The 25,988-nt window shown below is 58.7% G+C and carries 26 protein-coding genes and 1 tRNA gene; 7 read left to right on the top strand and 20 right to left on the bottom strand.

The annotated features are described in order from the left end of the window. Window positions 1–4 precede the first annotated feature (4 nt). Genes AC5YUO_RS00495 through AC5YUO_RS00485 form a run of 3 tightly spaced genes read left to right on the top strand, consistent with a single transcriptional unit; the run spans window position 5 to window position 3,208 of the window. Window positions 5–1,681, top strand: a complete 1,677-nt coding sequence (locus tag AC5YUO_RS00495; protein WP_496153892.1) for a hydantoinase B/oxoprolinase family protein — start codon at window positions 5–7, stop codon at window positions 1,679–1,681. Window positions 1,682–1,690: 9 nt separating this feature from the next. Next, window positions 1,691–2,497, top strand: a complete 807-nt coding sequence (locus AC5YUO_RS00490; protein ID WP_496153890.1) for an SDR family oxidoreductase — start codon at window positions 1,691–1,693, stop codon at window positions 2,495–2,497. Window positions 2,498–2,509: 12 nt separating this feature from the next. Beyond that, window positions 2,510–3,208, top strand: coding sequence for an HpcH/HpaI aldolase family protein (locus AC5YUO_RS00485; RefSeq protein ID WP_496153889.1), 699 nt, complete (start codon window positions 2,510–2,512; stop codon window positions 3,206–3,208). Window positions 3,209–3,280: 72 nt separating this feature from the next. Here the strand turns inward: AC5YUO_RS00485 and AC5YUO_RS00480 are convergent, their stop codons facing one another. From AC5YUO_RS00480 to AC5YUO_RS00455, 6 genes are all read right to left on the bottom strand, one after another. Further along, window positions 3,281–4,030, bottom strand: coding sequence for a DUF1062 domain-containing protein (locus AC5YUO_RS00480; RefSeq protein ID WP_496153888.1), 750 nt, complete (start codon window positions 4,028–4,030; stop codon window positions 3,281–3,283). A gap of 347 nt (window positions 4,031–4,377) precedes the next feature. Then, the gene (locus AC5YUO_RS00475) at window positions 4,378–5,022 is read right to left on the bottom strand and encodes a cytochrome b (protein WP_496153887.1); all 645 of its coding nucleotides are present in this window, start codon (window positions 5,020–5,022) and stop codon (window positions 4,378–4,380) included. A 3-nt stretch (window positions 5,023–5,025) separates the two neighbouring features. Further along, entirely contained in the window at window positions 5,026–5,805 is a 780-nt protein-coding gene (locus tag AC5YUO_RS00470; RefSeq protein WP_496153886.1) for an anti-sigma factor family protein, read from the bottom strand. Next, entirely contained in the window at window positions 5,802–6,308 is a 507-nt protein-coding gene (locus AC5YUO_RS00465) for a sigma-70 family RNA polymerase sigma factor (protein ID WP_496153885.1), read from the bottom strand. The genes AC5YUO_RS00470 and AC5YUO_RS00465 overlap by 4 nt, the downstream gene beginning before the upstream one ends. 5 nt (window positions 6,309–6,313) lie before the next feature. Further along, window positions 6,314–6,703: a COG4315 family predicted lipoprotein gene (locus AC5YUO_RS00460; protein ID WP_496153884.1), complete on the bottom strand. Its 390-nt coding sequence runs from the start codon at window positions 6,701–6,703 to the stop codon at window positions 6,314–6,316. A 112-nt stretch (window positions 6,704–6,815) separates the two neighbouring features. Then, window positions 6,816–7,382 (bottom strand): YceI family protein, encoded by a 567-nt coding sequence (locus AC5YUO_RS00455; protein ID WP_400818614.1) that lies wholly within the window; start codon window positions 7,380–7,382, stop codon window positions 6,816–6,818. Window positions 7,383–7,858: 476 nt separating this feature from the next. On the opposite strand from AC5YUO_RS00455, the gene AC5YUO_RS00450 reads away from it, so the two are divergent. After that, window positions 7,859–8,116 (top strand): hypothetical protein, encoded by a 258-nt coding sequence (locus AC5YUO_RS00450; RefSeq protein WP_496153883.1) that lies wholly within the window; start codon window positions 7,859–7,861, stop codon window positions 8,114–8,116. Between the two features lie 26 nt (window positions 8,117–8,142). Here the strand turns inward: AC5YUO_RS00450 and AC5YUO_RS00445 are convergent, their stop codons facing one another. The 9 genes from AC5YUO_RS00445 to AC5YUO_RS00405 all read right to left on the bottom strand — a co-directional run bounded on the left by AC5YUO_RS00445 (window position 8,143) and on the right by AC5YUO_RS00405 (window position 19,051). Beyond that, a complete protein-coding gene (locus tag AC5YUO_RS00445) occupies window positions 8,143–9,516 on the bottom strand; it encodes an ISNCY family transposase (RefSeq protein WP_496153882.1) in 1,374 nt (457 codons plus the stop codon). A 273-nt stretch (window positions 9,517–9,789) separates the two neighbouring features. Continuing rightward, on the bottom strand, window positions 9,790–11,571 hold the full coding sequence (locus AC5YUO_RS00440; protein ID WP_496153881.1) for a chloride channel protein: 1,782 nt from the start codon (window positions 11,569–11,571) through the stop codon (window positions 9,790–9,792). Window positions 11,572–11,603: 32 nt separating this feature from the next. Further along, window positions 11,604–12,428 (bottom strand): MBL fold metallo-hydrolase, encoded by an 825-nt coding sequence (locus AC5YUO_RS00435; protein ID WP_496153880.1) that lies wholly within the window; start codon window positions 12,426–12,428, stop codon window positions 11,604–11,606. 2 nt (window positions 12,429–12,430) lie between these two features. Further along, window positions 12,431–13,213 carry a TatD family hydrolase gene (locus AC5YUO_RS00430; RefSeq protein ID WP_496153879.1) on the bottom strand — a complete coding sequence of 261 codons (783 nt, stop codon included), beginning with the start codon at window positions 13,211–13,213 and terminating at the stop codon, window positions 12,431–12,433. Between the two features lie 11 nt (window positions 13,214–13,224). After that, on the bottom strand, window positions 13,225–14,775 hold the full coding sequence (gene metG, locus AC5YUO_RS00425) for a methionine--tRNA ligase (protein WP_496153878.1): 1,551 nt from the start codon (window positions 14,773–14,775) through the stop codon (window positions 13,225–13,227). A gap of 111 nt (window positions 14,776–14,886) precedes the next feature. Next, window positions 14,887–15,912: a DNA polymerase III subunit delta' gene (locus tag AC5YUO_RS00420; protein ID WP_496153877.1), complete on the bottom strand. Its 1,026-nt coding sequence runs from the start codon at window positions 15,910–15,912 to the stop codon at window positions 14,887–14,889. Then, entirely contained in the window at window positions 15,905–16,579 is a 675-nt protein-coding gene (gene tmk / locus AC5YUO_RS00415) for a dTMP kinase (protein ID WP_496153876.1), read from the bottom strand. Before tmk ends, AC5YUO_RS00420 begins: the two co-directional genes overlap by 8 nt. A gap of 135 nt (window positions 16,580–16,714) precedes the next feature. Then, the gene (locus tag AC5YUO_RS00410) at window positions 16,715–17,887 is read right to left on the bottom strand and encodes a D-alanyl-D-alanine carboxypeptidase family protein (RefSeq protein ID WP_496153875.1); all 1,173 of its coding nucleotides are present in this window, start codon (window positions 17,885–17,887) and stop codon (window positions 16,715–16,717) included. 75 nt (window positions 17,888–17,962) lie between these two features. Continuing rightward, complete coding sequence (locus tag AC5YUO_RS00405) at window positions 17,963–19,051, bottom strand: septal ring lytic transglycosylase RlpA family protein (RefSeq protein WP_496153874.1); 1,089 nt, start codon at window positions 19,049–19,051, stop codon at window positions 17,963–17,965. 318 nt (window positions 19,052–19,369) lie between these two features. On the opposite strand from AC5YUO_RS00405, the gene AC5YUO_RS00400 reads away from it, so the two are divergent. Further along, entirely contained in the window at window positions 19,370–19,708 is a 339-nt protein-coding gene (locus AC5YUO_RS00400; protein ID WP_496153873.1) for a hypothetical protein, read from the top strand. Window positions 19,709–19,897: 189 nt separating this feature from the next. On the opposite strand, the gene AC5YUO_RS00395 is transcribed toward AC5YUO_RS00400, so the two are convergent. From AC5YUO_RS00395 to AC5YUO_RS00375, 5 genes are all read right to left on the bottom strand, one after another. Next, window positions 19,898–21,883 (bottom strand): SUMF1/EgtB/PvdO family nonheme iron enzyme, encoded by a 1,986-nt coding sequence (locus AC5YUO_RS00395; RefSeq protein WP_496153872.1) that lies wholly within the window; start codon window positions 21,881–21,883, stop codon window positions 19,898–19,900. 395 nt (window positions 21,884–22,278) lie between these two features. Further along, window positions 22,279–22,368: transfer RNA gene (locus tag AC5YUO_RS00390), tRNA-Ser, on the bottom strand. Window positions 22,369–22,455: 87 nt separating this feature from the next. Next, window positions 22,456–22,608, bottom strand: coding sequence for a hypothetical protein (locus tag AC5YUO_RS00385; RefSeq protein WP_162856850.1), 153 nt, complete (start codon window positions 22,606–22,608; stop codon window positions 22,456–22,458). 342 nt (window positions 22,609–22,950) lie between these two features. Then, on the bottom strand, window positions 22,951–23,178 hold the full coding sequence (locus AC5YUO_RS00380) for a hypothetical protein (protein WP_400818552.1): 228 nt from the start codon (window positions 23,176–23,178) through the stop codon (window positions 22,951–22,953). Between the two features lie 15 nt (window positions 23,179–23,193). Further along, entirely contained in the window at window positions 23,194–23,457 is a 264-nt protein-coding gene (locus tag AC5YUO_RS00375; protein ID WP_496153871.1) for a hypothetical protein, read from the bottom strand. 137 nt (window positions 23,458–23,594) lie between these two features. On the opposite strand from AC5YUO_RS00375, the gene AC5YUO_RS00370 reads away from it, so the two are divergent. Together AC5YUO_RS00370 and AC5YUO_RS00365 are read left to right on the top strand one after the other, a co-directional pair. Continuing rightward, window positions 23,595–24,314, top strand: coding sequence for a hypothetical protein (locus AC5YUO_RS00370; protein WP_496153870.1), 720 nt, complete (start codon window positions 23,595–23,597; stop codon window positions 24,312–24,314). Between the two features lie 138 nt (window positions 24,315–24,452). Further along, entirely contained in the window at window positions 24,453–25,946 is a 1,494-nt protein-coding gene (locus tag AC5YUO_RS00365; RefSeq protein ID WP_496153869.1) for an SPOR domain-containing protein, read from the top strand. Window positions 25,947–25,988 lie beyond the last annotated feature (42 nt).

Genomic DNA, 25,988 nt, shown 5'->3' with positions numbered 1-25,988 from the left:
TCAGATGTCGAAACCCGCAACCGATTTCAACGATCCGATCAACCTCCAGGTCATGTGGAATCGCCTTATCTTCATCGCGGATCAGGCCGATAACGTGCTCGGCAAGACGGCGTTTTCGCCGATCGTGCGCGAAAACCATGATTACGTTACGGTACTTCTCGACAGTAAGGGCAGGGCGCTGGCGCAATGCACCTGGTCGATCCCGGTCTTCATCACCTCGCTGCCAGCGGCGGCGCAGAAATATTTCCTGCCGAAGTTTCCAGTCGAGATGCTGGAAGAGGGCGACGTTCTCGCCACCAACGATCCGGAAATCGGAACCGGCCATCTGCCTGACGTGACGATGATCACGCCGATCTTCAAGAACGGCAAGGTCGTCGCCTATGCGGGATCGATCGCCCATCTTCCCGATATTGGCGGCGCGCCGCTGCATTCGGAAGCCAGCGACATTTTCGCGGAAGGCATCCGTTTCCCCATCGTCAAGCTGCTGAAAGCCGGCGTACCCAACGAGGACGTGTTTGACATCATCGCAGCCTCCGTCCGCCTTCCCACGGAAGTGCGCGGCGATCTGGAATCGATGATCGCCGCCAATAATGTCATGGGCCGCGAACTCGTCAAATTCCTCGATGAATACGGACTCGACGATGTCGACGGTCTCGCGGACGCCATCCACACCCGCTCGGAGGCGCAGACGCGCAAGGCGATCCGCGAATGGCCGAACGGCACCTATTCCGCCGAGGTCCTGCTCGATGGCTACGATGTCGACGTCAAGCTGAAAGCCTCGGTGATCGTCAGGGACGATTCCATTCATGTGGACTATACCGGCACGTCGGATCAGGTCCTGCACTCGATCAACTGCCGCACGAACTACCGCTACGCCCATTCGGTTTACGCGCTGAAATGCCTGCTCGATGCCGAAACGCCCAATAATGAGGGCTGCATCGTCCCGATCACCGACGAGGCGCCGCTCGGCTGCATCCTCAATCCGCAGGAATGGACGGCGGGTAATTCGCGCAACCTCATCGGCCACGTCATTCCCTCGCTCATCTTCAAGGCGCTGGAAGGCATCGTACCGGAAAAGGTTCTGGGCGATAGCGGTGGCGCGCCGATCTGGGCGGCCAATTGCGTCGGCCAGCGTAACGATGGCACACAATACGGCTCCGTGCAGAATTTCCATGGCGGGCAGGGCGCGCGTGCCGAATTCGACGGGCTGGATACGCTGAGTTTCCCATCCAATTGCAAGGTCACGGCCATCGAAATGTTCGAGGTCGCCGTGCCGGTGTTGACGGAATGCAAGGAACTCATTGCCGATTCCGGTGGCGCCGGCAAACATCGCGGCGGCCTTGGCCAGCGCGTCGTTCTGCGCAATCTCGGCAGGAACCCGATGAACATCTATCTGGCATCGGAACGCGTCCGCCACCCCTGCTTTGGCGTAGTGGAAGGCCAGAGCGGTTCCGCCGGCAAGGTGATGAAGCAGGGCAAGTCGCATTTCCCCAAGGGCAAGGTCGTTCTTCAGACCGGCGAACGTCTGGAAGTTCAGACGCCCGGCGGTGGCGGCTGGGGCAGGGCCAGCGAGCGCTCGCGCGTGCTGATCGAACAGGATATTTCCGAAGGTCTGGTCACAGCAAAAGCGGCGAAAGAAATCTTCGGCTATTCTGGCGCCATTGCCGCCGCAGCCGAATAGGAGATGAGCATGGGACTGCTGAACGGAAAAATCGCGTTGGTAACCGGCGCCGGTTCAGGCATCGGCCGCGAAACCGCAATCCTGCTGGCGAAAGAAGGGGCGACGGTGGTTCTGACCGGACGCCGCCTCGATCCGCTGCGCGAGGTGGCGGAACTGATCGAGAAGAAGAAGGGCAAGGCCATCGCGCGCACGCTCGATATCGCCTCGCGCGAAGCGATCTTCGACACGGTCAAGTCGATCGGCGAGGCCGTCGGTCCCATCGATATTCTGGTGAACAATGCCGGTTCCGCCAGCAAGGTGCTCAACGCCCGCTTCATCGGCGAGGAGGAGTGGAACACCACCATCAACGTCAATCTGACGGCCGTGTTCAACCTGACGCAGGCGGTGATGCCGGAAATGATCGCAAAGGGCGAGGGCACCATCATCACCGTCTCCTCGCTCGCTGCCCTCAATCCCAATCTTCTGGGCGGCGTGGCTTACGGTGCTGCAAAGGCGGGCGTGAAGAACTTCATGACCTTCCTGCATAATACCTATCGCAACCAGGGTATCCGGGCGACGACCATTCTGCCAGGCGAGACGGATACGCCGATCATGAACAACCGCGCGCGTCCGCCTCTCAAGGAGGAACGCGCCGTGATGATGGATCCGCATGACGTGGCCCGCGCCATCGTGCTCTGCGCCAGCCTGAACAAAAGCGCGGTCATTCCGGAACTGCACATCTGCCCGACCCATATGCGTGACACGTCGAGGGATATCGAAGTCGCACGCTGGGTGGGCGCGCCGGACGATACGCCGGATATGCCGAAAAAGAACTGAGGAGAGACGTCCATGAATGGAGCAAAGCTGCGCGCCCGTCTTGCGGCGGGTGAAGCTATCAGCATGTTCACCCCGCACCATACGTCGTCTGGCCTTTCCGCCCGGCTGGTGGAACTGGGCGCGGACGCGGTCTTCCTCGATTGCGAACACGGCACATGGAGCTTCGAGGATGTGCGGGCGACCGGGCAGGTGGTGCGCTCCGTTGGTGGCGCTGCCATCGTGCGCCCGCATTCGCACGAACGGCCGATCATCATCCGCTACCTGAATGCCGGTGCTGATGGAATCATGGTACCCATGGTCGGCAATGCCGACGAGGCCCGCGCGATTGTCGATGCGGTGCGTTATGCCTTGCCATCCGATTATGACAAGCGGCTTGTCATCGCCATGATCGAGACCGTCGATGCGATCGACGTTCTGGACGAGATGCTGACGGTCGAGGGGATCGACGTCTTTTTCATCGGCCCCGGCGATCTTTCGCAGGATATGGGCTATCCGCCCGCGCCGCCATTCGGCGAGCCGCGCCCGGATGTGGTGATGGAGAAGGTCGCCATCGCCGTCGACAAGATACGCGCAGCCGGAAAGATCGCGGGAACGCTCGCGACGCTGGATGAGATGCCGCACTGGCGGGAGCGCGGCGTGCAATTCTTCTACGTCCATTCCGATCCATTCCTGCGCCGCGGTCTCGCTGCGGTGAAGAAGGCGCTCGCCTGAGGTGGAGCAGGGGTTTTTCGGCTGAACGATGCCGCAAGCGAGGGCCCGAACCTTCAGGCCCTCGCCATGCCGTTAGAAATCCGCCATCACGGGTTTCCACAAATGCTCTGGATCGAAGCCGTCGCAGCGCTCGATCACAATCCGGGTGCCATTTTTAACGCGCCGCCGCAAAAGATCGGAACGGTTGGACTGTGCCCGAAGCGAACCGTCATCCTGAAGCTTCTGCAGCATCGAGCGCGAAAGCCCGAGTTCAGACGCCAGCAGACGGTCAAGGCGTATGCCGGCCTGAAAGGGAACCGTGAGATCAATCTCCGCCACGGCCCAGTCGGGAGGTTCATCCCGTATCTGTTTCGCGATATCGAATTCGGGAAACTCGTCGACGCGCTGCGATTTACGTCTCAGGGCTTCGAGGTTGAATGTCTCCGCCCTTATCCATTGCGGGTCGTTGGACTGCAACGCTTCCAGAACGGCAGGGCTGATGTCCCGGACATTCTGCCGTTCGAAAATCGGCCTGTTCCAGCTCTTGTCGCAGATCAGGCATCTATAGATGAGCCAGGCATCCAGCTTGCGGCCATTGGCATTGAGCCGGATCTTGCCGCTGGCCTGAAATGCCCTCAAGCCACCGCATCCGCTGCATGCAATCCAGGGCTGGGGCGCCGTTCGTGGCGTGATGGTCCATTGGACCCGAAGTAAGTTGCACATAGTCTCTTGGTCTTCCATTCGGAAGTCCACCAAGATGGTGCAGGAGAAAACCCTTACGGGAACGGTGTGGCGGTGTTCTGGGGTGGTGAAGAGCTGGGACAGCGGCGCTGCGCAGGGCACATTGTAACAATGCCAGACCGGTCTCTTGCCACCACCCGATGAACATGATCATACGCCGACAGCCTGCGGCTATCCGGCAATACGGGTGAAACTGGATTGAGACCGGTATTTACTTAGGCAAAGTCTACCTCGATGCGCCAATGCTCTTCGGCGGTGACAATAACAAATGATCGTTCCGAAACAGAGTCATCCAGCGCGGCGAAGAGGCCGAAAGCCGTTGCGATGCGACTTTTATGCAACGTCAGGTGATTTGCCCGTTCCTCCCGGTTCAAACGACGCCCCGGACGGATACTACGTTTCGTAAAAATAAACGAAAACAGATATTTAAATGACAATGGCTTATGTGCTTATTTCCGGGAGGAGCCAATTTTACGCCTGTTACCTCCGGCTGCCGGATGCGGAAGCATACGCCGGAGGGTCGAATCCTTGCGGATGAAATGATGCCATAACGCCGCCGCCACATGAAGACATAGGATGGCTGCGGCAAGGTAGGCGAGGGTGGCGTGAACCTTACTCCAGAAGGCCTCCGCTTGGTCGGAAATCATCAGAGGCAATCCCGGCACGACCACGAGGTCGAAGACGTAACTGGGGATTTGCAGAGGAGAGGTCGATGCAACTGCCCAGCCGGCGAGGGGAACGGCCAGCGTCAGGAACAGCAATGCGGCGTGAGCGGCCCGCGCGGCAAACCTCGATGCCAGCCCTTCACCTTCAAGAGCTTGCGGCTTTCTGCTGAAAACCGACCACAGGAAACGCGGCGCGGCGAGGGCCAGCACCAGAAATCCTATCGACTTGTGATATTGAAACAGATCGAACTGAAGAACCGGGTCGATATCATCGCGGCTCATCAGATATCCCAGCGCAAGCTGCGCCAGGAAAAGCACCGCGATTGTCCAGTGGAACGCGATCGCCACCAATCCGAAGGATGTAGACGTATTGCGCCACAGCCGTTCCCGCGTCGATGCGCTATCGGAATGATCCTCGAAATATCTCATCGGCTAACTCAGCTGCTGATAGGTGTCTTTCGCGATGGCGTCCATGCGGTCGGATGGCAGGTTGCCAACCAAAGCGCAGCGGATGGTTTCGTCGTCCCAGGAGATGGCCTCCAGCGAACCGAGGCTGGAGCGGCGCATGGCGGTGTCGCTCGAATTGGCCGCAGCCACGATATAAAGAGTGATGCGCTGTCCGCTTTTATCCTCATACATCAGCTGGGCGGCGGCGCCTTCCGAACTGGGAAGAACCCGGCCACCGACAAGGGACAGACCATGGCGGGTGAGGTCGGGAATGTTCAGTTTGCGATCCAGCCGTTTCGAAAGCCATTTCGGCAGGCTGGAAGCATTCTCCGCATCGGCCCGAATTTCGACGGGATGCAGAACCTCGCTCGCAAACAATCTATGCGCCTGCGCTGCATCCGCCACGATGGAATGGGCGGGTTCTGTAACCTGGGAAACCAGCCCGCGCCCGAACCAGCCGCCTGTCAACCCAACGCCCAGAATGAGGATGGATGCCGCCGCCATGTTACGCCAGTCGGCGCGCTGCGACCGCAGACGCCGCTCTATACGGTATACATCGAGGCGTTCGGGCAGGGCGCCGGTATCAAGAGGGCCGTAAAGAGCCGTCAGCGTCGCATTCTGCTGCTGCCACATCGCCACCTTGCGTGCATCAGCCGGATTTGAGGCGAGGTGGGTACGAACGGCGGCGTGCCGTCGGTCTTCGAGCTGCCCGTCGGCATAAGAGATCAGATCGGCTTCGGTTATCTGCGGCTCGCTGCCGGTCATTTTATCACCTTGAGATTTGGCTGGTCTTCCTGGGTCATTCGGGCGAGAGCCGCTCGGGCCCGCCCCAGACGGGACATCAGCGTGCCCAGCGGAATTTCAAGAACATCCGCCGCTTCCGCATAGCTCAGGCCTTCGACGACGACGAGGAGCAGGGCCTCGCGATGTTCGCCGGACAGTTTTTCAATGGCGCGGGCCATTTCGGCAAGCGCGATCCGGCCCGTCTGCGCCGCCGGCACGAACAGTTGCTCCGCAACATCGTCAATCGGGATTTGCGAGGGCCGGCGATTTCGGCCGCGCAGATTGTTGCGGTAGACGTTGACGAGCACACGGTACAACCACGGACGCAACGGTCCCTGCGGTTTCCACAGCGCCTTTTTACGAATGGCTCTTTCCAGACAGTCCTGGACGAGATCGTCAGCCGTGTCGCGGTCGTGCGTGAGCGCATTCGCGTAACGGCGAAGCGCCGGTATGCAGCTCGTCATCTCGTCCAGAAAGTCAGGCATGGACATTATTCCTTGGCAATGTGCCAGACGCCGCCGACGCCATCGCCCGTGACATCGCCGGGCTTCCTGTCCATCTGCCAGCGATAGAGCGGCTTCCCGTCATGCGACCATTGCATCGTACCATCTTTGCGGGAGATTGGCTTATAGTCGCCATCCGCCTTGTCGGTTCTGGAGGCGGCGAGGGGCGGCCATTTCTTTGCGCAGCCGTCATAGCAGACCGACGCACCATTGGTATCATTGTCGAATGTATAGAGGGTCATGCCCTTGGCGTCAGTCAGGATCGTGCCCTTGGCCGTTGCCTTTTCGACCACAGCGCCACCGGCATATGGTTCGGCGAGGGCGGCCGTGGCGGCAAGCGCTACAACGCCGGCCAGAACAAAATGATGTGCACGCATGACGATGGTCCTTTGAAGGGTAACGGATCGGACGATATGCCCCATATTAGACAAACACTCGCCCGCGGCACTTAATCCCACCTCCGCCGGATTTTTTGATGCCCCATCGCCTTTATCTGACGCCCTTCAAATCAATGTCGAATGCAACCGTATTCGAATAGAGCGGTACTCCGACGCCCATGCCATAGGGCAGGCGTGCGACATTGCCGGTGACGTGGAAGGTGACGGATCCCTTCTGTTGTTCAACGAATGTCGCGTGAAACGTCTCGGGTCTGGATATGCCTCTGGCTGTCAATACGCCTTCAACCACCGCGCTGCGCGGTCCGTCCTGCGTCACGCGGCTGGAGCGAAACACGATCTGCGGATAAACGGCGATATTAAAAACCGCGCTGGACCGCAGGAAGTTTTCCACCCGTTCTTGCCCGGTCTGGACACTGGAAGGGTTGAGACTGATTTCCACGTAAGACCTGGCCGGCTGGTCAGGGTCGATATCGAAGCGGCCGGAAATATCAGGAATTGTGCCCTTGATCCCGGGGCCGGCAACCTGCGCAATTGAAAAGCGGATGTGAGAGGCAGGATCGATACGATAGCGTCCGGCCGCCGACGAGAATGGATTGGCAGACACCGGCGTACAAGCCAATGTCACCATGAGGAGAGTGATGGAGTGGGAATATTTCACGGCGCAAGCTCCTTCATGAGTAGTCGCACTCAGGAGAACACCACAGGAAGAGGTTTAATCCGCGCCATGCAGCAGATCGTCAAAATCCCGCACATAGAGGAAGACCACCTTTGACTATACGCCGGGCAAACCTCCGTGAGGGAGTTGGCTTCAATCTGTAAACGATGTGGCGGTGAAGTTGGAATGTCGCGCATTGCACAAAGTTAAAATGTCGTCTGCCGCTCTCGCAGCCCGTTAGAAATGCGACACTGACCGCCTCCTTGCTCTGACGGTCAGCCCCCGACCGGACCGGCTGGCCGGGTTGCAAGGTCAGGGAGGGGGGCGGGTGATGACACTCCCCTTCGGCTTTAGCTTTCTCAGCATCACGGCTGCTTCGCGCCAACAGGAGACATTGACCAATTCGCGGAAATTTCTTTTATTTTCCAGACGCCGTGTTACGGGATGTAACATCCAGAACAGGAAGAAGGATGTTGGGCATGACACAATTGGTCCTGAGCGTCGAACTGTTCGAGATTCACGGCTTCGGAAGTCCAGGTGAGTATGAACGTTTCAGTAGCTGGCTGGATGCCGTCATCGCCAGCGGCGGCTGTATTGAGAAGCCGCAGAGCCTGACTGTCGATCAGTTGAAATACGGTTGCCGCGAAATTCAGTTTCAGAACGGCGAAACTTGGCGACTTGACCCACCCGATTTTCCGTTTCGAGGATCATGGCAGCCGATGCCATTCGAGGTCTAAAGTCCGCTTGGGGCCAATAGCGGCCCTTATTCAGCCGCGTCCATTCTGGCGAGAGCGTTTTGCCGTCTCGCTATGACTTCGGGATCGTTCATGAAATCCGTCCGCCGACCGGGTTTGCGACCTGTTGGCTTATAGTTATTCTTGGTGCTGTTGGTCTTCGGCTTCCCGACGTGGTGTCTATCCTGCTGCTCTTTTATGTACGCCAGCACATCACCGAGACGCTTGTTCTCTACGACCGCCGCATGCGTCACGCTCTGGTCCTTGTCGAAGGTCCTGTAAAGTAATGAGTGACCTTTCCATCTGATATCCAGGCGACCATCGGCGTAGGCATACGTCTCGACATACTTTCCGACTAAGCCGCGCGTGACGTCGTTATCTTCGAGCATGATGCGTTTACGTTCGTAAGAGAATGTCAGCTGCGCGCCGACATATCTCTCCTCACGTTTGCAGAGAACATCCTTCAACCTGCTTGCTGTCATGTTGACAGGTCGATGAAGGTTGTCGGAACGGGCAGGGGCCACCGCAAAACGATCATTATATTGGGAGATGAATGTCGGCAGGAAGGCATTCCCGGCTTCCATGCCGCTGATCTTGGCCAGCCGTAATTCTTTGACGAGTCGATCTTGAAGCGTTCGGTTCATGCGCTCGACGCGGCCCTTGGCCTGGCTGGAATTGGCGCAGAGGATCTCGATGTGCAGCTCTGATAACGCTCGGCCGAACTGCGTCATGCCTTGGCCGCCCTTGGGGTCTTTCTTTGCCACCCGAAAGACCGAATGCTTGTCGGAATAGAAGGCAATCGGTGCGCCATGCTCTTTGAGGTAAAGCGCCAATGCCTCGAAGTAGGTAAAGGCGCTCTCAGATCGAACAAACCGGAGCTGCATCAGCTTACCGGTAGCGTCGTCAACGAATACCAGTAGAGAGCAGGCCGGACCACGATCCTCGAACCAGCGATGCTCCGACCCGTCGATCTGCACCAACTCGCCATAGGCCTCACGCCGCAACCGCGGCTGATGAAACGTTCGCCGCTGCTTTCTCGAAAGCCATATGCCGGCATCCCGCATCCATTTGCGCAGCGTCTCACGCGAGACTGTGACGCCATGCTCTTCCTGAAGCTTCTCGGCCGCGAACGTAGGTCCGAAATCAAGGTAGCGTTCACGCACCAGCATCAAAACGTAATCACGGACGCCGCTGGCTATTTTATTGTTGGACGGTCGACCGATCGCTTTATGTCTGATCGAGCCAGCGCCGGTATGCTCAATTCGATCGACCAACCTTTGGACGTGGCGCGTGCTGATCGCCAGTACATGGGCCGCTGCAACAATGCTCATGCGGCCATCCACGACTTTGGACAGCACCTCGATTCTTTGCAGGTCGCGCTCGCTCATCGTAATCAATCCCATCCGCAATCTCCCAGGCATCGCTCAGACCCGGGGAGAGTGACATTCCAACTTTGCAGAAACAGGACATTCTAACTTTGCGGCTACAAACGATAATCGCATAAGATAGATTATGGAACTTATTTGCTGATATGGTTCTGGATTTGCGCGGCTATTTCTCATACCCTCGTGGTCGGCAGAATGGGTGAAGGTTTCTCCTTGTCCGACATAATGGCTACGCCTGTTTTATAAAAATATATCAATATCAATTAGTAAAACCGATATTCTAATGTCACCTCAAAATTCACCCGACGCCTCCCGGCGTCTCAAATCCAGCTCTTCGCTATAGCGCCTCAGCGTGTGGCTTTCGGTGAGCAATCCAACAGGCCGGTTTTCGATCTTGTCATTGACGACCACCAGCGCCTCGCTTTCCGCTGCATCGAAGGCGGCTGCCGCCTGCCGGGCGTTCATGGTCGGCAGCAGCACGTCATTCTTGTACTGCAGATAGGTTTCGAGACTGATCTTGCTGGGATCGCGATCCATCGGGTCGGCGTAGATTTCCGGCACGAGGACGATGCCGGCATAACGCCCGTCATCATGGGTCATGATCACCCGTTGCGTCGAACCGAGCGGGAACTTTTCCTTGAAGGCCGGAAGCCCCATGCTGACAGTGGCCTTGCGGATATCGGCACGCATCATCTTGCCGACCGTCAGGTCGCGGATCCAGCCGATATCGTGGGCGCTGCGAATGCTCTCGCCACGCAGGTGGAAACGCCAGGTGGCGAAGGAGTAACCGAAGGTGGTGCGCACCACGAGCGAAGTGGTGATGACGGCAGCCAGCACCAGGGCCGTGATCTGGAAGTCGCCTGTCAGTTCCAGCGCCAGAAACGTCATCGTCAGCGGGCCGCCGATGATGGCGGCGGCAAAGGCGCTCATGCCAATCACGGCGTAGACGATAGGTGCTGTCGACCCATAGCCGATATAGGGTGCGCAGAGCGCGAAAATCTTGCCGAGCAGCGATCCCATGAACAGCGACGCGAAAAACAGGCCACCGCGAAAATTCGAGCCGATGGAAATGGCGCTGGCCGCCGCCTTCAGCAGGAACAGCCCGGCCAACCCGTATATCGTCAGTTCGGCATCGATATTGAGATGCAGCGCGCCATGGCCGCTCGACAGCACCTGCGGTGAAATCAGCGCAAGCCCGCCCACCGCCACGCCGCCGATGGCAGGACGCAGCCAGCCCGGAATGGCGCTTTTGCGTGCGGTTTCTTCGATAAAGGACACCGCCTGCATCAGCACGATGCCGATGGCCGCACATACGACACCGAGAAAGATGGCGGGCACATAATCGGCAGGCGTCACACGGCTGGCATCGACAATATCGATCGAGATGCCATGGCCGCCGATAATACCGATGACCGTCGTCGCCACCAGCGCCGAGACGATAAGCGGCGCAAGCGTCACCACGGTATAGGTGCCGATGATGAGTTCTATCGCATAGAACGCCCCTGTCAGAGGCGCATTGAAGGCGGCCGCAATAGCGCCCGCAGCGCCGCAGCCGACAAGGATACGCATGTCCCCTCGCCTCAGCTTCAGCTTGATGCCGATCTTCGAGGCGACGCCGCTGGCGATCTGCGTATAACCGGCCTCCAGCCCGACGGACGCGCCAAAACCGTTGGAAACGATATTCTGCACGCAGACGATGATGCTGTCCGTCAGCGACAGGCGGCCGCCATGCAGCGCATTCGCCTCGATGGGGTCGACCATGGGCTTCTTGCGGGTCTTCGAGAGGATGAAGATGATCAGACCTAGCACGATGCCGCCGATGATCGGGCCGGCGAGCACGATCCGTCCGGAAAGATTGCTGCTACTCAGCCGCTCGACCCCGAAAACCAGCACATGCAGCGCGGTGCTAAGAGCCCCGATCAGCGCCACCAGAAGGCCCGCCGCAATGCCGATGAAGACGGCAAGGATCACCAGTCCCAGTTCGCCGCGCCGGAACATCGCCCGCAGGCGACTGGCGCGCAGATTGTCGAAGAAGCTCGCCATACTGGGTGCACGGAAAGGCCTGGTCGACATGCTGTTCCTTTTTCAGGCGGCGTCAGACATAGTCAGAGCGCTTCGAACTCGATCTCGAAACGCATCTGATCATAAGCCGGTTCAACATGATCAGGCGTTTCACGCATCACCGTGTCATAATCGAGCGGAATATGCATGTGGGTCAAGATCGCCCATTTGGGTGCGAATCTCTCGATCCAGCCGAGCGCCTGTTCCAGCGACAGATGGCTGGGATGATAACGGTGCTGCAGCGCATCGATGACGAGGACATCGAGACCGGCGAGCTTCGGCAGGCTTTCAGCCGGAAAATCGCTGACATCGGTGCAATAGGCCACGTCACCAATGCGGAAGCCGAGCGAGTGCACATCGCCATGCTGCTGCATGTGCACGTTGAACGGGATCGGCCCGCCTGCCCCATCGACGATCAGGGCCGCGTCGATATCGGCGATGATCCGCGGTTCGACGATGGGCGGATAGCTGCTGCCCGGCGGGGTCTCCAGGCAATAGGCGAAACCGTCCTTTATGCGCGCCATGGTGACGGGATCGGCATAGATCGGAATGCGGTTTTGCTGAAGGGCGAAATAGATGCGCAGATCGTCGATACCGTGCAGATGGTCGGCATGGGCGTGGGTGTAAAGAACGGCATCCACCGCCTCCACCTTCGCAGCGATCATCTGCTCGCGAAAGTCCGGACCGGTATCGATGACGACGGTGGTCTTGCCGCCATCCGGACCAATCTGCTCCACCATGAAGGCGGTGCGGGTGCGCCGGTTCTTCGGGTTATCAGGGTCGCAGGCGCCCCAGTCGCCGTTGATGCGCGGCACGCCAGGCGACGACGCGCAACCGAGAACCGTGAAGCGGCGACGGTAAGTGGCCACGCCTACACCCTTGTCATCTTCGAAAAGCAGCGGAAGGCATTTTCGGTGGTGATTTCGGCCATGCGCTCGAAGGAAACGCCATGCAGCTCGGCGAGAACCTCCGCGGTATTCACCACATAGGAGGGCTCGTTGCGTTTGCCGCGCCAGCGCTTCGGCGCAAGATAAGGCGCATCCGTCTCCACCAGCAGCCGGTCCAGCGGCACGGTGGCGGCGATATCGCGGATATCCTGCGATTTCGGGAAGGTCAGAATGCCGGAAAAGGAAACATAACCGCCAAGCTCGACACCGGTTTTCGCCAACTCGGGACCAGCAGAGAAGCAATGCAGAATGAAGGGGAATGCCCCCTTTGCGCTTTCGGCGCGCAGGATCGATGCCATATCGTCATCGGCGCTGCGGCTGTGGATGACAAGCGGCAGCTTGGTTCTTCTTGCGGCCTCGATATGGCGAATGAGACCGGTCTTCTGGTCTTCCGGCTTCTGTGTGTCGTAAAAATAATCCAGACCCGCCTCGCCGATCGCCACGATCTTGTCATGGCTCTCGGCCAGCCGCACAAGCTCGTCCGCGGAAATATCCAGTTCCTCGTCGGCATTGTTGGGATGTGTACCGACCGAGCAGAAGACCGACGGATATTTTTCCGTGATCTTCAAAAGTTCGGGCAGGCGACGCACCCGCGTCGAGATCGTCACCATCTGGCTCACACCCGAAGCATGGGCGCGGGCGATGATATCGTCGCGCTCAGCCTCGAAATCGGGAAAATCCAGATGGCAATGCGTATCGATCAGCATGATTGTCGCCTTCACGCTTCCGGTGCGACGTAACGCGGGAAGACCGGCTTCGGTGCTTCCAGCGGCGTGCCCGGAACCAGACGGCCCGCCTCGCCCAAAGCCGCGAAATCACGTTTGTCGGCAGGTGCCGCGACGAGATCGAGCAGCTTTTCGCAGGATTCGGGCATGAAGGGCTGCAGGAGAATGCCGATCTGGCGCACCACTTCGGCCGTGACGTAGAGCACGGTGCCCATGCGCTCGGGATCGGTCTTCTTCAGCGCCCACGGCTCCTGCGAAGCAAAATAACGGTCGGTTTCCGAGACGACGGCAATGATCGCCGCAAGCGCGCGGTGGATGAGCTGCTTGCCCATTTCCTCGCGGCAGAGCGCCAGCAGCCCATCGGCGGAGCCAAGCATCGCCTTGTCTTCTTCGTTGAACTCACCGGGTGTCGGGATCTGGCCGTCGCAATTCTTGACGATCATCGACAGCGAACGGCTGGCGAGATTGCCGATGCCATTGGCAAGATCGGCATTGATGCGGGTGGCGATGCCCTCTTCGCTATAGCTGCCATCCTGGCCGAAGGAGACTTCGCGCAGGAAGAAGTAACGCACCTGATCGAGACCGAAATGGTTCACCAGATTGGCCGGATCGACGACATTGCCGAGCGACTTCGACATCTTCTCGCCCTTGTTGAGCAGGAAGCCATGCGCATAGACCCGCTTGGGCAATGGCAGCTTGGCGCTCATCAGGAAGGCCGGCCAGTAGACGGCATGGAAACGGATGATGTCCTTGCCGATGATATGCACGTCGGCAGGCCAGTACTTCGCGCGCGGGCCGTTCCTGTCTTCGATGTAACCCGTGGCGGTGATGTAGTTGGTCAAGGCATCGACCCAGACATACATGACATGTTTCGGATCGTTTGGAACCTTGATGCCCCAGTCGAAGGTGGTGCGCGAAATCGACAGGTCCTTCAGGCCGGATTTCACGAAGGAGATGATTTCGTTACGGCGTTCTGCCGGACCGATGAACTCCGGGTTCTCCTCATAGAGCTTCAGCAGCCTGTCCTGATATTCGGAAAGCTTGAAGAAGTAACTTTCCTCCTCCACCCACTCGACCGGCGTGCCCTGCGGCCCGTAACGGACACCGTCGGCGCGCACTTCCGTCTCGTCCTCGGCGTAATAGGCCTCGTCACGCACGGAATACCAGCCTGCATAGCTGTCCTTGTAGATGTCGCCGCTATCGGCCATCAGGTTCCAGATATTGCGCGACGTCTCGTGGTGACGCTCTTCCGTGGTGCGGATGAAATCGTCGTTCGAAGCGTTGAGCAGCTTGCCCATCGCGCGGAACTGGTCGGAATTGCGCTCAGCCAGTTCTTCCGGCGAAATGCCTTCCGCCCGCGCCGTCTGCTGCATCTTCTGGCCATGTTCGTCGGTGCCCGTCAGGAAGAAAACATCCATTCCATCCAGGCGCTGAAAGCGTGCCATGGCGTCCGTCGCAATCAACTCATAGGCATGGCCGATATGCGGCTTGCCGTTGGGATAGGAGATCGCGGTGGTGATGTAGAATGGTGTCTTGTCTGTCATGACGGTCTATCGACTTTACAGGCTGTTTTTTGGATAGACCGCTCTTAAACCATTGTTCGCAGCAGCGAAACAACAACTTCCCCATTTTGGGTATGATTCATACCCCGGCGCCTAAACCGAACGGATATCCTCAAGAATGGAAAGCACCATCTGCTTCTTGTCGAGATTGTAGGCCTGCGCCACGCTGATGCGTTCCGAAAGCGTGGAAGAAAGCCGCGCATGTTTTTCCGCCGCCGCGATATCGCCGGCCATGGCCGCCGCCCGCGCCCGCGCCATCAGCTCTTCCGTCACATGCTCCATGAAGAAACTGAGAACAATGTCGCCGTCCTTCTGCGCCAGAACCTCGGCAAGCTTGTGCATCTGCTTGCGCGCACCCGGCCCTTCGGCACCCATGACCTCGGCAAAGGCCTCGACAATGTCGGAACCACCGTAGTTCATCAGCTTCAACGCCTGCGCGACACTGCCTTTCGAGGCGGCAAGCAGGGAGTCGCGTTTTTCCCCTTCGGGGCTGATGCCGAGATGATCGAGCGCCTGCACCATGGCCGCATCGGAAAGCGGCAGGAGCCTGAGCGGCATGCAGCGCGAGCGGATGGTCGGCAGCAATTTTCCCGGCGCATGTGACAGGACGAGGAACATCGCCCGCTTCGGCGGCTCCTCCAGTATTTTCAGGATGGCATTGGCGGCATTGCGATTGAGATCGTCGGCGGGGTCGATGATGACGATACGCCAGTTGCCGGTGCCCGATGTCTGCGAAAAGAAGTGCCCTGCCCGCCGCACCTCATCCACCGTAATGGCGGATTTCACGCGACCGGTCTTTTCATCCACCGGCCGGGTCAGATGCAGGAGATTATGCGAGGCGCCGGCGGTGATCTGCCGGCTGACCAGCGATTGCGGATCGGGATCGGCGAAAAAATCCGGCGCGGATGCGGGATCGGGATGGCTCAGCACATGATTGGCGAAACGGAAGGCAAGCGTCGCCTTGCCGATCCCCTCCGGCCCCTCGATCAGAATGGCATGATGCCCCTTGCCGGAGCGATAGGATTGCGCGAGGAAGGCTTCCGCCTCTTCATGACCGAAAAGCGTCGTGTTCTGTTGCGGCGCGATCGCGCCGTCGAGAACGCCCTGAACCTCACTCATATGCCCTGCCCGCCGCAGTTCCCAGCTGTTCGAGCAAGGGCTCAACGAAGGACATGACATCCTCCGCCACTTTTCCTTCCGGCTGGTCGGCATTGACGATGCGACAACGACGGGGCTCGGCGAGTGCAATGTCCAGATAGGCCTCACGCCGCTTCTCGTGGGTCTCGATTTCCTCTTTCTCGAACCGGTCGGGCGCGGCACCCTCATCCGCACGCTTTCTGGCACGGGCCAGCCCCTTTTCGGCGGCGATATCGAAGATCAGCGTCAGCTCCGGCACGACGCCATCGATGGCGATTCTTTGCAGCGTCTCAATGAATTCCGGCTCCAGATTGCCGGTCGTTCCTTGATAGACACGGGACGAATCGAGAAACCGGTCGCAAAGCACGATCTCACCACGCGCAAGCGCCGGGCGAATGACCTCCTCGACATGGTCGTTGCGCGCCGCCGCAAACAGGATCGCCTCCATACGCACGCCGAAGGATTCCGCCGCACCCGAGAGGAGAACATGCCGAACGGCCTCCGCACCCGGCGAGCCACCCGGCTCGCGCGTCACGACCACCTCGAAACCACGGCCGCGAAGCGCCTCGGCAAGGGTGCGAATCTGCGTCGACTTGCCGGCGCCTTCGCCGCCTTCGAAGCTGATGAACAATCCGGTCTTTTCGGCCAATGTCACGTCCTGCACGGGTTTCCTGAAATTCGAAATGCCTGTTTACAGCATCGAAGCGAAATGTGTGAAGCGCTTTTCAGAAAAACCGGTGACTGAACAAAAGCATAGGAACAGGACGGTGCGCGGGGCAGGCTTTCACAGCCAGAACAGCAGCAGTTCCTTCAACGCGCCTGCAGCATTCTGGCTAAGCGACCCCTTGCCCACCGCCGCCTTCGTATAGAGCGGAACTTCCCGCAAAAGGCGCTCGCCCGAAAAAATCTTGAGCGTTCCGGCATTTGCACCGATATCCAGCGGCGCATTCAGCGGCCAGCGATAGACGATGCGGCCGGAAATACGATCCGGATTATTGACCGGCACCAGCACGCTGACATCTTCCTTTGGCGAAAGATCGATATGCGAGACATCGCCGCCATAGACGCTGACCGACCCGACCGCTTCGTCCTTGCTGAAGAGATGGCGTTTTTCAAAGGCCGTCAGGCCCCAGTCCACCACCCGGCGGGCTTCTTCCTGCCGCGTCTTGTCGTCCACGATGCCGGCAAGCGCCAGATAGACCCGGCGGCCTTCGCGCTCTGCCGAAACGACGGCGGCAAAACCGCTGCCTTCGGCAAAACCCAGTCCTAGACCATCGATGCCGCTGCCCGGCATCAGGAGCGTATTCTTGTTGCGCTGGAAAATCCGGTTCCATTCGAAATCCGGCTTGGTGAAAAGCCCGTAACGCTCGGGATAGGTGTCGCGCAGATGTTGCGCAAGACGCACCATGTCACTCGCGGTCGTCTGGTTGCCGGGATCGGGAAGCCCCGTGGAATTGGTGAAGGTGCTGTGGCTCATGCCGAGTTCGCCCGCCCGCACCGTCATGCGCTTGGCGAAGGCGGCATCCGAACCCGCCATGCCTTCGGCAACGATGATGCAGCCATCATTGGCGTTCTGCACGACGATACCGGTCAGAAGATCGTTGATGCTGACGGAGGATTTCAGCGCCGCGAACATGGTCGAGGTGCGCGATGGCGCGCCGCCCGTGCGCCAGGCATATTCCGAAACGGGATAGGCGGTCTCGGCCGTCACCTGCCCCTTGGACAGCGCATCCAGCACCACCTCCACCGTCATCAGCTTGGCGAGCGACGCCGGCGGAAAAGGCTGATTTTCATTTTGCGAAAGAAGCACCGTGCCTGTTTCGGCATCGATCATATAGGCCTGTTCGGCCTTTGCGATGAAGGGAGCTGTCTGTGATTGCGCCGGGCCTGCGCAAAAAAACGCAAGCGCTGCCGCTGTAACGACCGAACAATAGGAGCGATGAATGGCCTTGCGCATGAAACCGCCCAGTCCTGCCTGCCGTAACCGGCTGCCCGCGATAAAGGCGAGAGGCCGGCCGTATCCTTCAATCCGTCAGCGCGACTTTGCCTGCTGACGCTTCACATGGGCGAGTATCGATTGCTCGTTGAGCGCACCACGGTCGACGAGCACGCTGTCAAAGGCGCTCGCAGTCCTGGAAACCGTAGCCGATTCTTCGGAATAGGCCGCTGCAAATTTGGAAGACGGCGTCGGCACGCGCAGATAATTGCCGCCGGGTGCTGCCGGCTCACGCATAAAGTTGCCTTCCGGACGCTCCGCCAGGATAGGCCCGATTTCCGGCAGGATCGCGAATTGTTCGAAAGCCGGCGCCGGCCCATTGACGAGCGGCATGGCCTGAAGCGCCGCATTCCTCTTGGAACCGACGAGCGCCGTCTGGGCGGAGCCGCCATAATTCGGGTTGGACGCGGGAGCCGGAACGAAATTCGGTGAGGCCGAAGCCACCATCACGCCCGTGGCGATCTGCCCTTCCGGCGCTACACCCGGCGAACGCGAACCCTTCGGAATATAGGAGGCCATCAGATAAGGCATGTCGTGGCCATCGAGCGGAGCGCGGCCGGCATATTGCACGCGAACATTGGCCGTGCCTGTCGCCTTCATATCGAGAAGATCGGCCGTCTTGCTGGAAACGTCGATCAGGCGGCCTTCATGGAACGGTCCGCGATCGTTGACGCGCACCAGAACCGACGCGCCATTTTCCATATTGGTAATGCGTGCATAGCTCGGCAGGGGAAATGTCGGATGTGCGGCAGAAAGATGTTCTTTGTCGTAGACTTCGCCATTGGCGGTCAGGCGGCCATGGAAGGCGGAACCGTACCACGAAGCAAGACCGGTCTTGTTGTAACCCGGCTCTTCCTTCGGGAAATAACGGCGGCCCTTGACGGTATAGGCATTTCCGATCAGCTCGCGCCCGCCGCCCTTGGGAATGCTTTTGCCATCGGCCACGCGCGGGCTGGCTTTGACGCCATATTCGGATTCGGAAAAATATTCCTTGCTGCGCTTGGGCTTAGGCTTGGTCTCGGACGTCGTGGAACACGATGCGGTCGCGGCGCAAAGCACGGAAATTGCAAGCCACTTCACGCCCGACCTGGCGTTGACGCCGAGTTTCTTGACCGTAGAATTCAAATCGTCTGCCCCACGCTGCTATTGGCTCGGAGAACCGCACCCTCACTTGCCTCGATTATTTGCCCCTGCCATCGAAGCACCTAACAGTCGCTTAATCTTGTGCATAACGTGGCGAAAATGCGAACGACTTCTGCAAATTCGATAAAATTGTAACGAACGTGGTTAATGATTTCTATCTTTTGAGCCCGGTTGCCAGACCGGATTTACCCGCCTCACCCGCTCTTTCCGACGGCCCCTTAAAGGAACAAACGGACGGCGACCGCGTTCTCTCCCCGCAAACAAACGAGCTTTCCGCCGGTTTCGGCTGAGGGAGGAAATATGATCAAGCTTATGAAAACCACAGGTCTGGCGATCGGCATCGCCCTGGCATCCTTCGCCGCACCGATCGCCGCAGGCGCACAGGATATGGAGCTCAGAATCGGCCCCGACGGCGTTCGCCCCGTCATCCGCGACCGTGACCGGGACGTAGACCGCCGCGGCCCGCCCCGCATGCGCGGCTGCAGCGAACGCGAAGCCCGCGCCGCCGCCCGTGAGGCCGGCCTGCGCGATCCCGAGGTCGTGCGTGTCACTCCGGGCCGCGTCGTGGTCGAAGGCTTCACGCGCCGGGGACCGGATCGCATCACCTTCGCCAATGAACGGGGCTGCCCGGAAATCTGATTGGATCAGAAGCATGGAACCCGCCGCGAGGCGGGTTTTTCCTTACGCGCTGCTAAACTGGTTCCAAACCGGACACCGGTGTCAGGAAGACATCTGGTGTTTGATTTTTTTTCAATTTCCGGACTGTGTGTCCGCCATGGTCAATGCTTTGTGGGAGACGTCCCGCGAGAACAATGTGCACCGCTTAAATTACCTCGCGGCTGTGCGTCTGACGTAAGCGATCGCAAAATACGCCGGGCCGAGCGAAACAAATCCCGCAAGGAAGCTCGTCAAGGCGAGGTATGCGGGACGGGATTTGAGCCTCGCCATTTGCTCGCTTAACGTATCGATAATGAGTGTAAGAAGCGAAGGCGACACGGGTCGCCACCCTTCCTCGATACGGGCCAGCCTCGCGCCATAAACAAAAAGGCCGAGTTCCGGGGCGCCGGGGTCGAGGTTCTCAGCGGAAAGTCCGATTTCGGTATAGTTGAACGAACCGCCTCTCATGCCCTTGGTCCACTCATCGCACCGCCAGCATCCGCCCTCACCTTTGCTTCTCCAGTCTTCGATCCATTCCCAGACGTTACCGCCTTGCTGGCGCGTGCCGTAATAACTTTCCGACGCTGCAAAGGCGTCCACCTCGCTGACAAAATAAGGCATGCCCTCGCCAAGCTGGTCGAGCAGGGTATAGTTGGCTCCGGCAGGCATTTGCGCCGACGCGGGCTTCGGTGGCGTGTCTGACTTCGTTGGATATTTGAAATATCGACGATGCTCAGCATTGTAATAAGCCGCCTTGTACCACTCGTCGTCGCTCGGAATAAAAAATCTGGCGCCGAGGTTTCGAGAGGGCAAGCTGGCGCTGTCGAATGAGGCCTTTGGGGTGGGAAACGCGCGGGTATCATAGGCGCCAGTCTCTCCGTCTCCCTCCGTCGTGCCAAGCTCCTGCCTACCGACTGCGGGGCGGCCGTAGTGCAGCCAGTTTGCCATACGGGCGAGATCGAACCAGGAGATATAGGTTACCGGCCGTTTCTCCCAACCCGGCTTCGATCTATAGGTGGCTTTGCCGCCTTCGGATATTTTCTCCAGGCCGCCGACAACGCCGGTCTGCATATCGACCTTGAAGAGACCGTAAGCGTCACCTTCGCGCGCGACCGCATTCAGAAACTCCGCATATTCGCGATTGGACAACTCGTATTTTCCAATGTCGAAATCATATTCGACGCGACCCCGGCCTGTTCTCTTATCGACCGGATTTCCCTTGTCGCCGACACGGACAAAATCATACTGTTTGAACGGAACCTCAGGAAGATCGACGAAGCCTTGGGGCGATGGGACAAGCCGCGACGCGACACGAAAGCCGATGCTGGAAATGGTCACATCAGGATATTCCATATCCACATATTCGGATTTGAGCGCCGCGGCAGGCAGCAACAACGATCCCCCCAGCGCCATGCGCTGACCACCGGTCAGGTCTTCCACCCATTCCAGAACATTGCCTGCCTGTCCCAGCGTTCCGCTCGCCGATCGGGCCGTGCCAGAGTCCTTTGCCGGGATCAGATGCGGGAACGACACTGCCCAACGGCCGTCGAAGTAATTGGCCGACGATGGCCCGATACCGGAGGGCGGCAGTTCATGTCCGGTGACATATCGGCGCTGCTTGTTTTCGGCCGGATCGAAGAAAGCAGCCTGACGCCACTCCGCACAATTCGGCAGCCAATATTGCGCATCCCTGTTTCTCACCCATGTCGCGGTATCATACGCGCCATTGGAGGCATTCCCTTCCGTCACGCCAAGACCGGCAGGTTTCAACGGCTTGCCGTAATGCATCCAGTTCGCATATCTTACGGCGGAGTACCAACTAACAAAAGTAACCGGCAGGTCAGCATATCCGGATTTTGGCGCGTATCTGAAGCTGCCGCGCTCGCCTTTTCTCGATATCCCTCCCCAGAAATGCTTTTCCATCATCGGTGAATACAGCCCATGGGGATCGTCTATGGCGGCCACCGTATTCAGGAATTCCGTATATTCAAGATTTGTGGTCTCCGACGTCGCCATCGCCAAGTCTCCACCAATCCGACCGCACGATGACGCATCGCCACCGGCGCGTATCGTTACCATCTCGGCAGCCCGCACGTCCGACCAGTTACTACCGATTGCCACACAGAAAATAGCACCAAAGACTGAAAATATATTCATATGTATATTCAGAAATATCTCAATATTGATAGATTCAATAACCTAAAGAATAACAAAGCTCAATATTAAAGAATTAATACTCAATAAGCCCGAAAATTGTCTCAGAAAAACGCTGTTGATAGTATCAACGCTGTTTGTCACGTGCAGTATCGAGCCGGTCGCATTACGGTTTGCGACTTATGACGCGGTGAGTTGTCGGTATTATGAAGACATGGAAGGTTTTTTTGAAACGTCACGTCGGTGAATGCGCCTTGCATAAGCGATACCCGGCTTCGTACCCGGTTTTATCGGGACAACACGGTGTTTTGCGGGAACCACCGGAAGCCGTATGAACCAGAATCCCCATATTAATCAAGGCCAAACGGGAGGGCACAGGATCATGCGGGAAGCTGTGATGGCAGATGGGGTGGGATTCGAACCCACGGTACGCTCTCACGCACGCCGGTTTTCAAGACCGGTTCCTTAAACCACTCGGACACCCATCCATCGGTGGTGAGGCTTTATAGCGATTTGAAAAAGGCCGTCAATCCCGCCCGGGCGAGCGGCGTCACCCTTCTTCTTCGGTTGACAGATCATTGTCCCGGCGTCGTTGCCGGCGGCAGCAGGGATCCGTCACCTGAAGGTATAGAAGGCACCTGCTGAGCCGTATCGAATAACGTCAGGCTCAAAACGATTGCAACAAGCACCAGCAAAAGCGCCACGAAGAGGATTCCCGATTTATCCATGCGTCTGCTCATGTCACGTTATGTTAAAGGCGAATATGTGCAATTCGAGGCAATGCAAAGAATAAAGCGAAAGTCTGTCAAGTTGTCTTACAGATTTACCGAACTCATCGTTCAAAAATCTGCGGATTGAGCGAAATTTATGCATAAGCGTACTGTTTGGGACAGAAGTGGCCTATCGCGTCAGCATTATTGTCACTTATATCAAGCCATCGCTCCCGGGCATTGCCCAACTTTCCCCGAGCGATCAACCTGCCCCGCCTATTTGCGGGGCTTTTTTCTTTTATGGTCACGGAAGACGAAGCGCGGCCAAAAGGCCAGCCGCTCTCCAAAATCCCCCTCGCCTCAGACGCCGATGCCGGGTCCGCCATTGTCGTGCCGGCCGTCACCCCGGAGGATATCCTCGAACAGATTCAGCAGCGCCGGCGGCAAGGTGTCTGACAATTCCGCGATGATCTCATTGGCGCGATTATAGGAATAGATGGCTGAGAGCGTCAGCACCAGCAGCACGATCCACGGCCAGATCGGCTTGCGCCTTTGCGGCGCTCTATCAGGTTGTTGCGGTAAAGTCATGCCGGCACCTTCCGTTCAGGCCTTTACGCGCGGTTCGCCTCCGGGCGCATAGGCGGTTTTCTGCAGAAAACGGAATATATTGCCGCACTGGGCGCAGCGGATCATGAAATCCGTCGGATCGCCCGAGGCGCGCTCCGCGCGAAATCCTCGTGGCATGTCATCGATGCGAAAATCGACGTCCCGTCGGCTCTTGTCATCGGATTCCGATGCCTCGGCAAAACCCTGATGACCACATTTGGAACATTCGAGCTTCCGGGAATATCTGTCGCGCGCTGCCATATGCCGTCCTTTGCCTAGTTCGGTATCAGGTAGCAGTGGCAAAACATCATTTCAATGCCGAACGCCTCAGGTTAAAGCTTTGCACGGCTATTTCCCGTCCGGAAACCATCCGGCGGCCCGAACGAATATGGAAGCCCATGAACGACCGGAACCCCCTGCTTTCATCGTCACTCATGCTCCGGGCAGCCCTCATCGCCGGAATTCTTCTCCTCTTTCTCGCTGCCCTCAATGTCGGCATCAAATGGTATGGCGAGCGGATTCTCCAGGCGGGCCATACGACGGCGACCGAGGAGGTCGAGATCGCCATCGGCAACGACAAGCTGAAGCTCGCGAAAAACACCCTGCGGACACCTTCCGAGCGCTTCAGCGGTGAGCGTGAGCGCGTCGACCTCTACCTGAGCTGGCCTGATCTCAAGGGTTACGAGGAGGCGAATAGCGCCGTCTTCGATGATCCCGCGCAGGCGGCGGGGCTGATTTTTATCCAGCTTTCGCAAAGCACCATGTCCGAAGACATGTCCGGTCGTTTCGGGCCGATCTATTCGAGGCTGACGGAAGGAGAGCCCGTGCCGCTGAAGCACGGCCTGCTGCTGCACCGCCTGCGCGCCGATTCCGGTTACGGCAAGGAAGTCATATTGACCGGCGAGCGCGAAGGCGAAAGCGCCTATGTGGTGCGCTGCCTCCTGCCGCAAACGCCGCAGGCGGCCACCGGCAGCGATTGTCAGAGGGATATCCACGCCGGACAGGATCTCAGCCTGTTCTACCGTTTCTCCTCCGCCCTGCTGCCGCAATGGCAAAAGCTGGACGCCGATGTGAAAAACTATATCGAGCACCGCCTCGTAAAAGACGGAAATCCGTGAAACGGCACGACACAGATTGCGTGCGAAAAGTCGCATTTTATGGAAGGCAGATACCTTTCATAAACCACTTGGTAACGCCATCCCGATAAAGTTTCTTCCCGGAGCATCGGGCGGGGCGTGTCCGAGCGGAACAGAAATATGCGATTGAAGAGTTCAGCAGTGTTGAAAAGTCTATCTGGGGCACATTCGCGCAAAGCGGGTGCGACGTCTTTCGTAAGGTTTATTGCGTTAACCCTTGCTGCGGCGTTCATAACCGCAACATCCGTTCAAACCGCAAAGGCCGATCCGAAATATGCGGGCATCGTCATCGATGCCAAGACCGGCAAGGTTCTCTATGGCGAGGATCCGGACGGCCTGCGTTATCCGGCTTCGCTGACGAAGATGATGACGCTTTACCTGACATTCGAGGCGCTCAATACCGGACGTATCTCGCTCGATTCCAAGGTGCCGGTGTCAGCCAACGCCGCCAAGGAGCCTCCGTCCAAGCTCGGCGTGCGCGCCGGCGGCAGCATCACGGTGGAACAGGCGATCCTTGCGCTCGTCACCCGGTCCGCAAACGACATGGCAACCGCGCTCGGCGAATATCTCGGCGGCTCGGAAGACCGTTTTGCCAGAATGATGACCGCCAAGGCCCGCGCGCTCGGCATGACCCGCACGACCTATCGCAATGCCAACGGCCTGCCCAACACGGCGCAGATGACGACGGCGCGCGATCAGGCGCGTCTCGGCGTCGCGCTTCGCCAGCATTTCCCGCAATATTACGGCTATTTCTCCACCCGCACCTTCAATTTCGGCAAGCAGGTTATCGGCAACCATAACCGCCTCGTCGGAACCGTGAAGGGTGTGGATGGCATCAAGACCGGTTATACCCGCGCAGCCGGCAGCAACCTTGCCACATCGGCGCAGCTCGACGGCCGCTCCATCGTCGCCGTCGTTCTCGGCGGCCGTTCGAGCGCTGCCCGTGACGCCACCATGCGCAAGCTTGTCGCAACCTACCTGCCGCAGGCATCGCGTGGCGGCAACAGCAACCTGATCGCACAGACGCGCTCGGCGCCAGTCGAAGAGCCTGTCGCCGTGGCTGCTGCTGTTCCTTCCGTGGCCGTTGCAGCAACCGCAGCCGGCCTGCCCAATTCCGGTCCGGTGCCGCAGACCCGTTACGAAGAAGCGCCGGTCACCGCCTTTGCAGGCTCCTCTTCCAACGCGGCCGTCAAAGCCATGGAAGCCGCCACCTGGCAGAAGGGCAAGGATCCCATCAATCAGGCGCCCGCTGCGCCGGACCGCAAGTTGATCACCAACTCGACCAAGGTGGATAATATCGTCACCGCTTCCACCGCGGCGCCTGTCGTCTCCGCCCCTTCGGTTTCGGCCAGGTCCGAAGCTCCGCAGGGCGGCTGGGTGATCCAGATCGGTGCATCTCCGGATGAGAATTCCGCGCGTGGCCTGTTGCAGAACGCGCAGGAAAAGGGCGGTGCCGCACTGCGCTCCGCAAAACCCTTCACGGTCGCCTTCAGCAAGGACGGCGCCCAGATCTACCGCGCCCGTTTTGGCGGTTTCGATGGCCAGAACGCCGCGGTGAATGCATGCAATGCTTTGAAAAAGAAAGGCGTCAGCTGCTGGGCGTCACTCCAGTAACTGACGTTTCCGCAGGCGGTGCTTCATTGTCGAAACATCGAC

The organism is Agrobacterium sp. LEGMi-208b (genome assembly GCF_059511785.1).
This window is presented reverse-complemented; position numbering and strand designations above follow the sequence as displayed.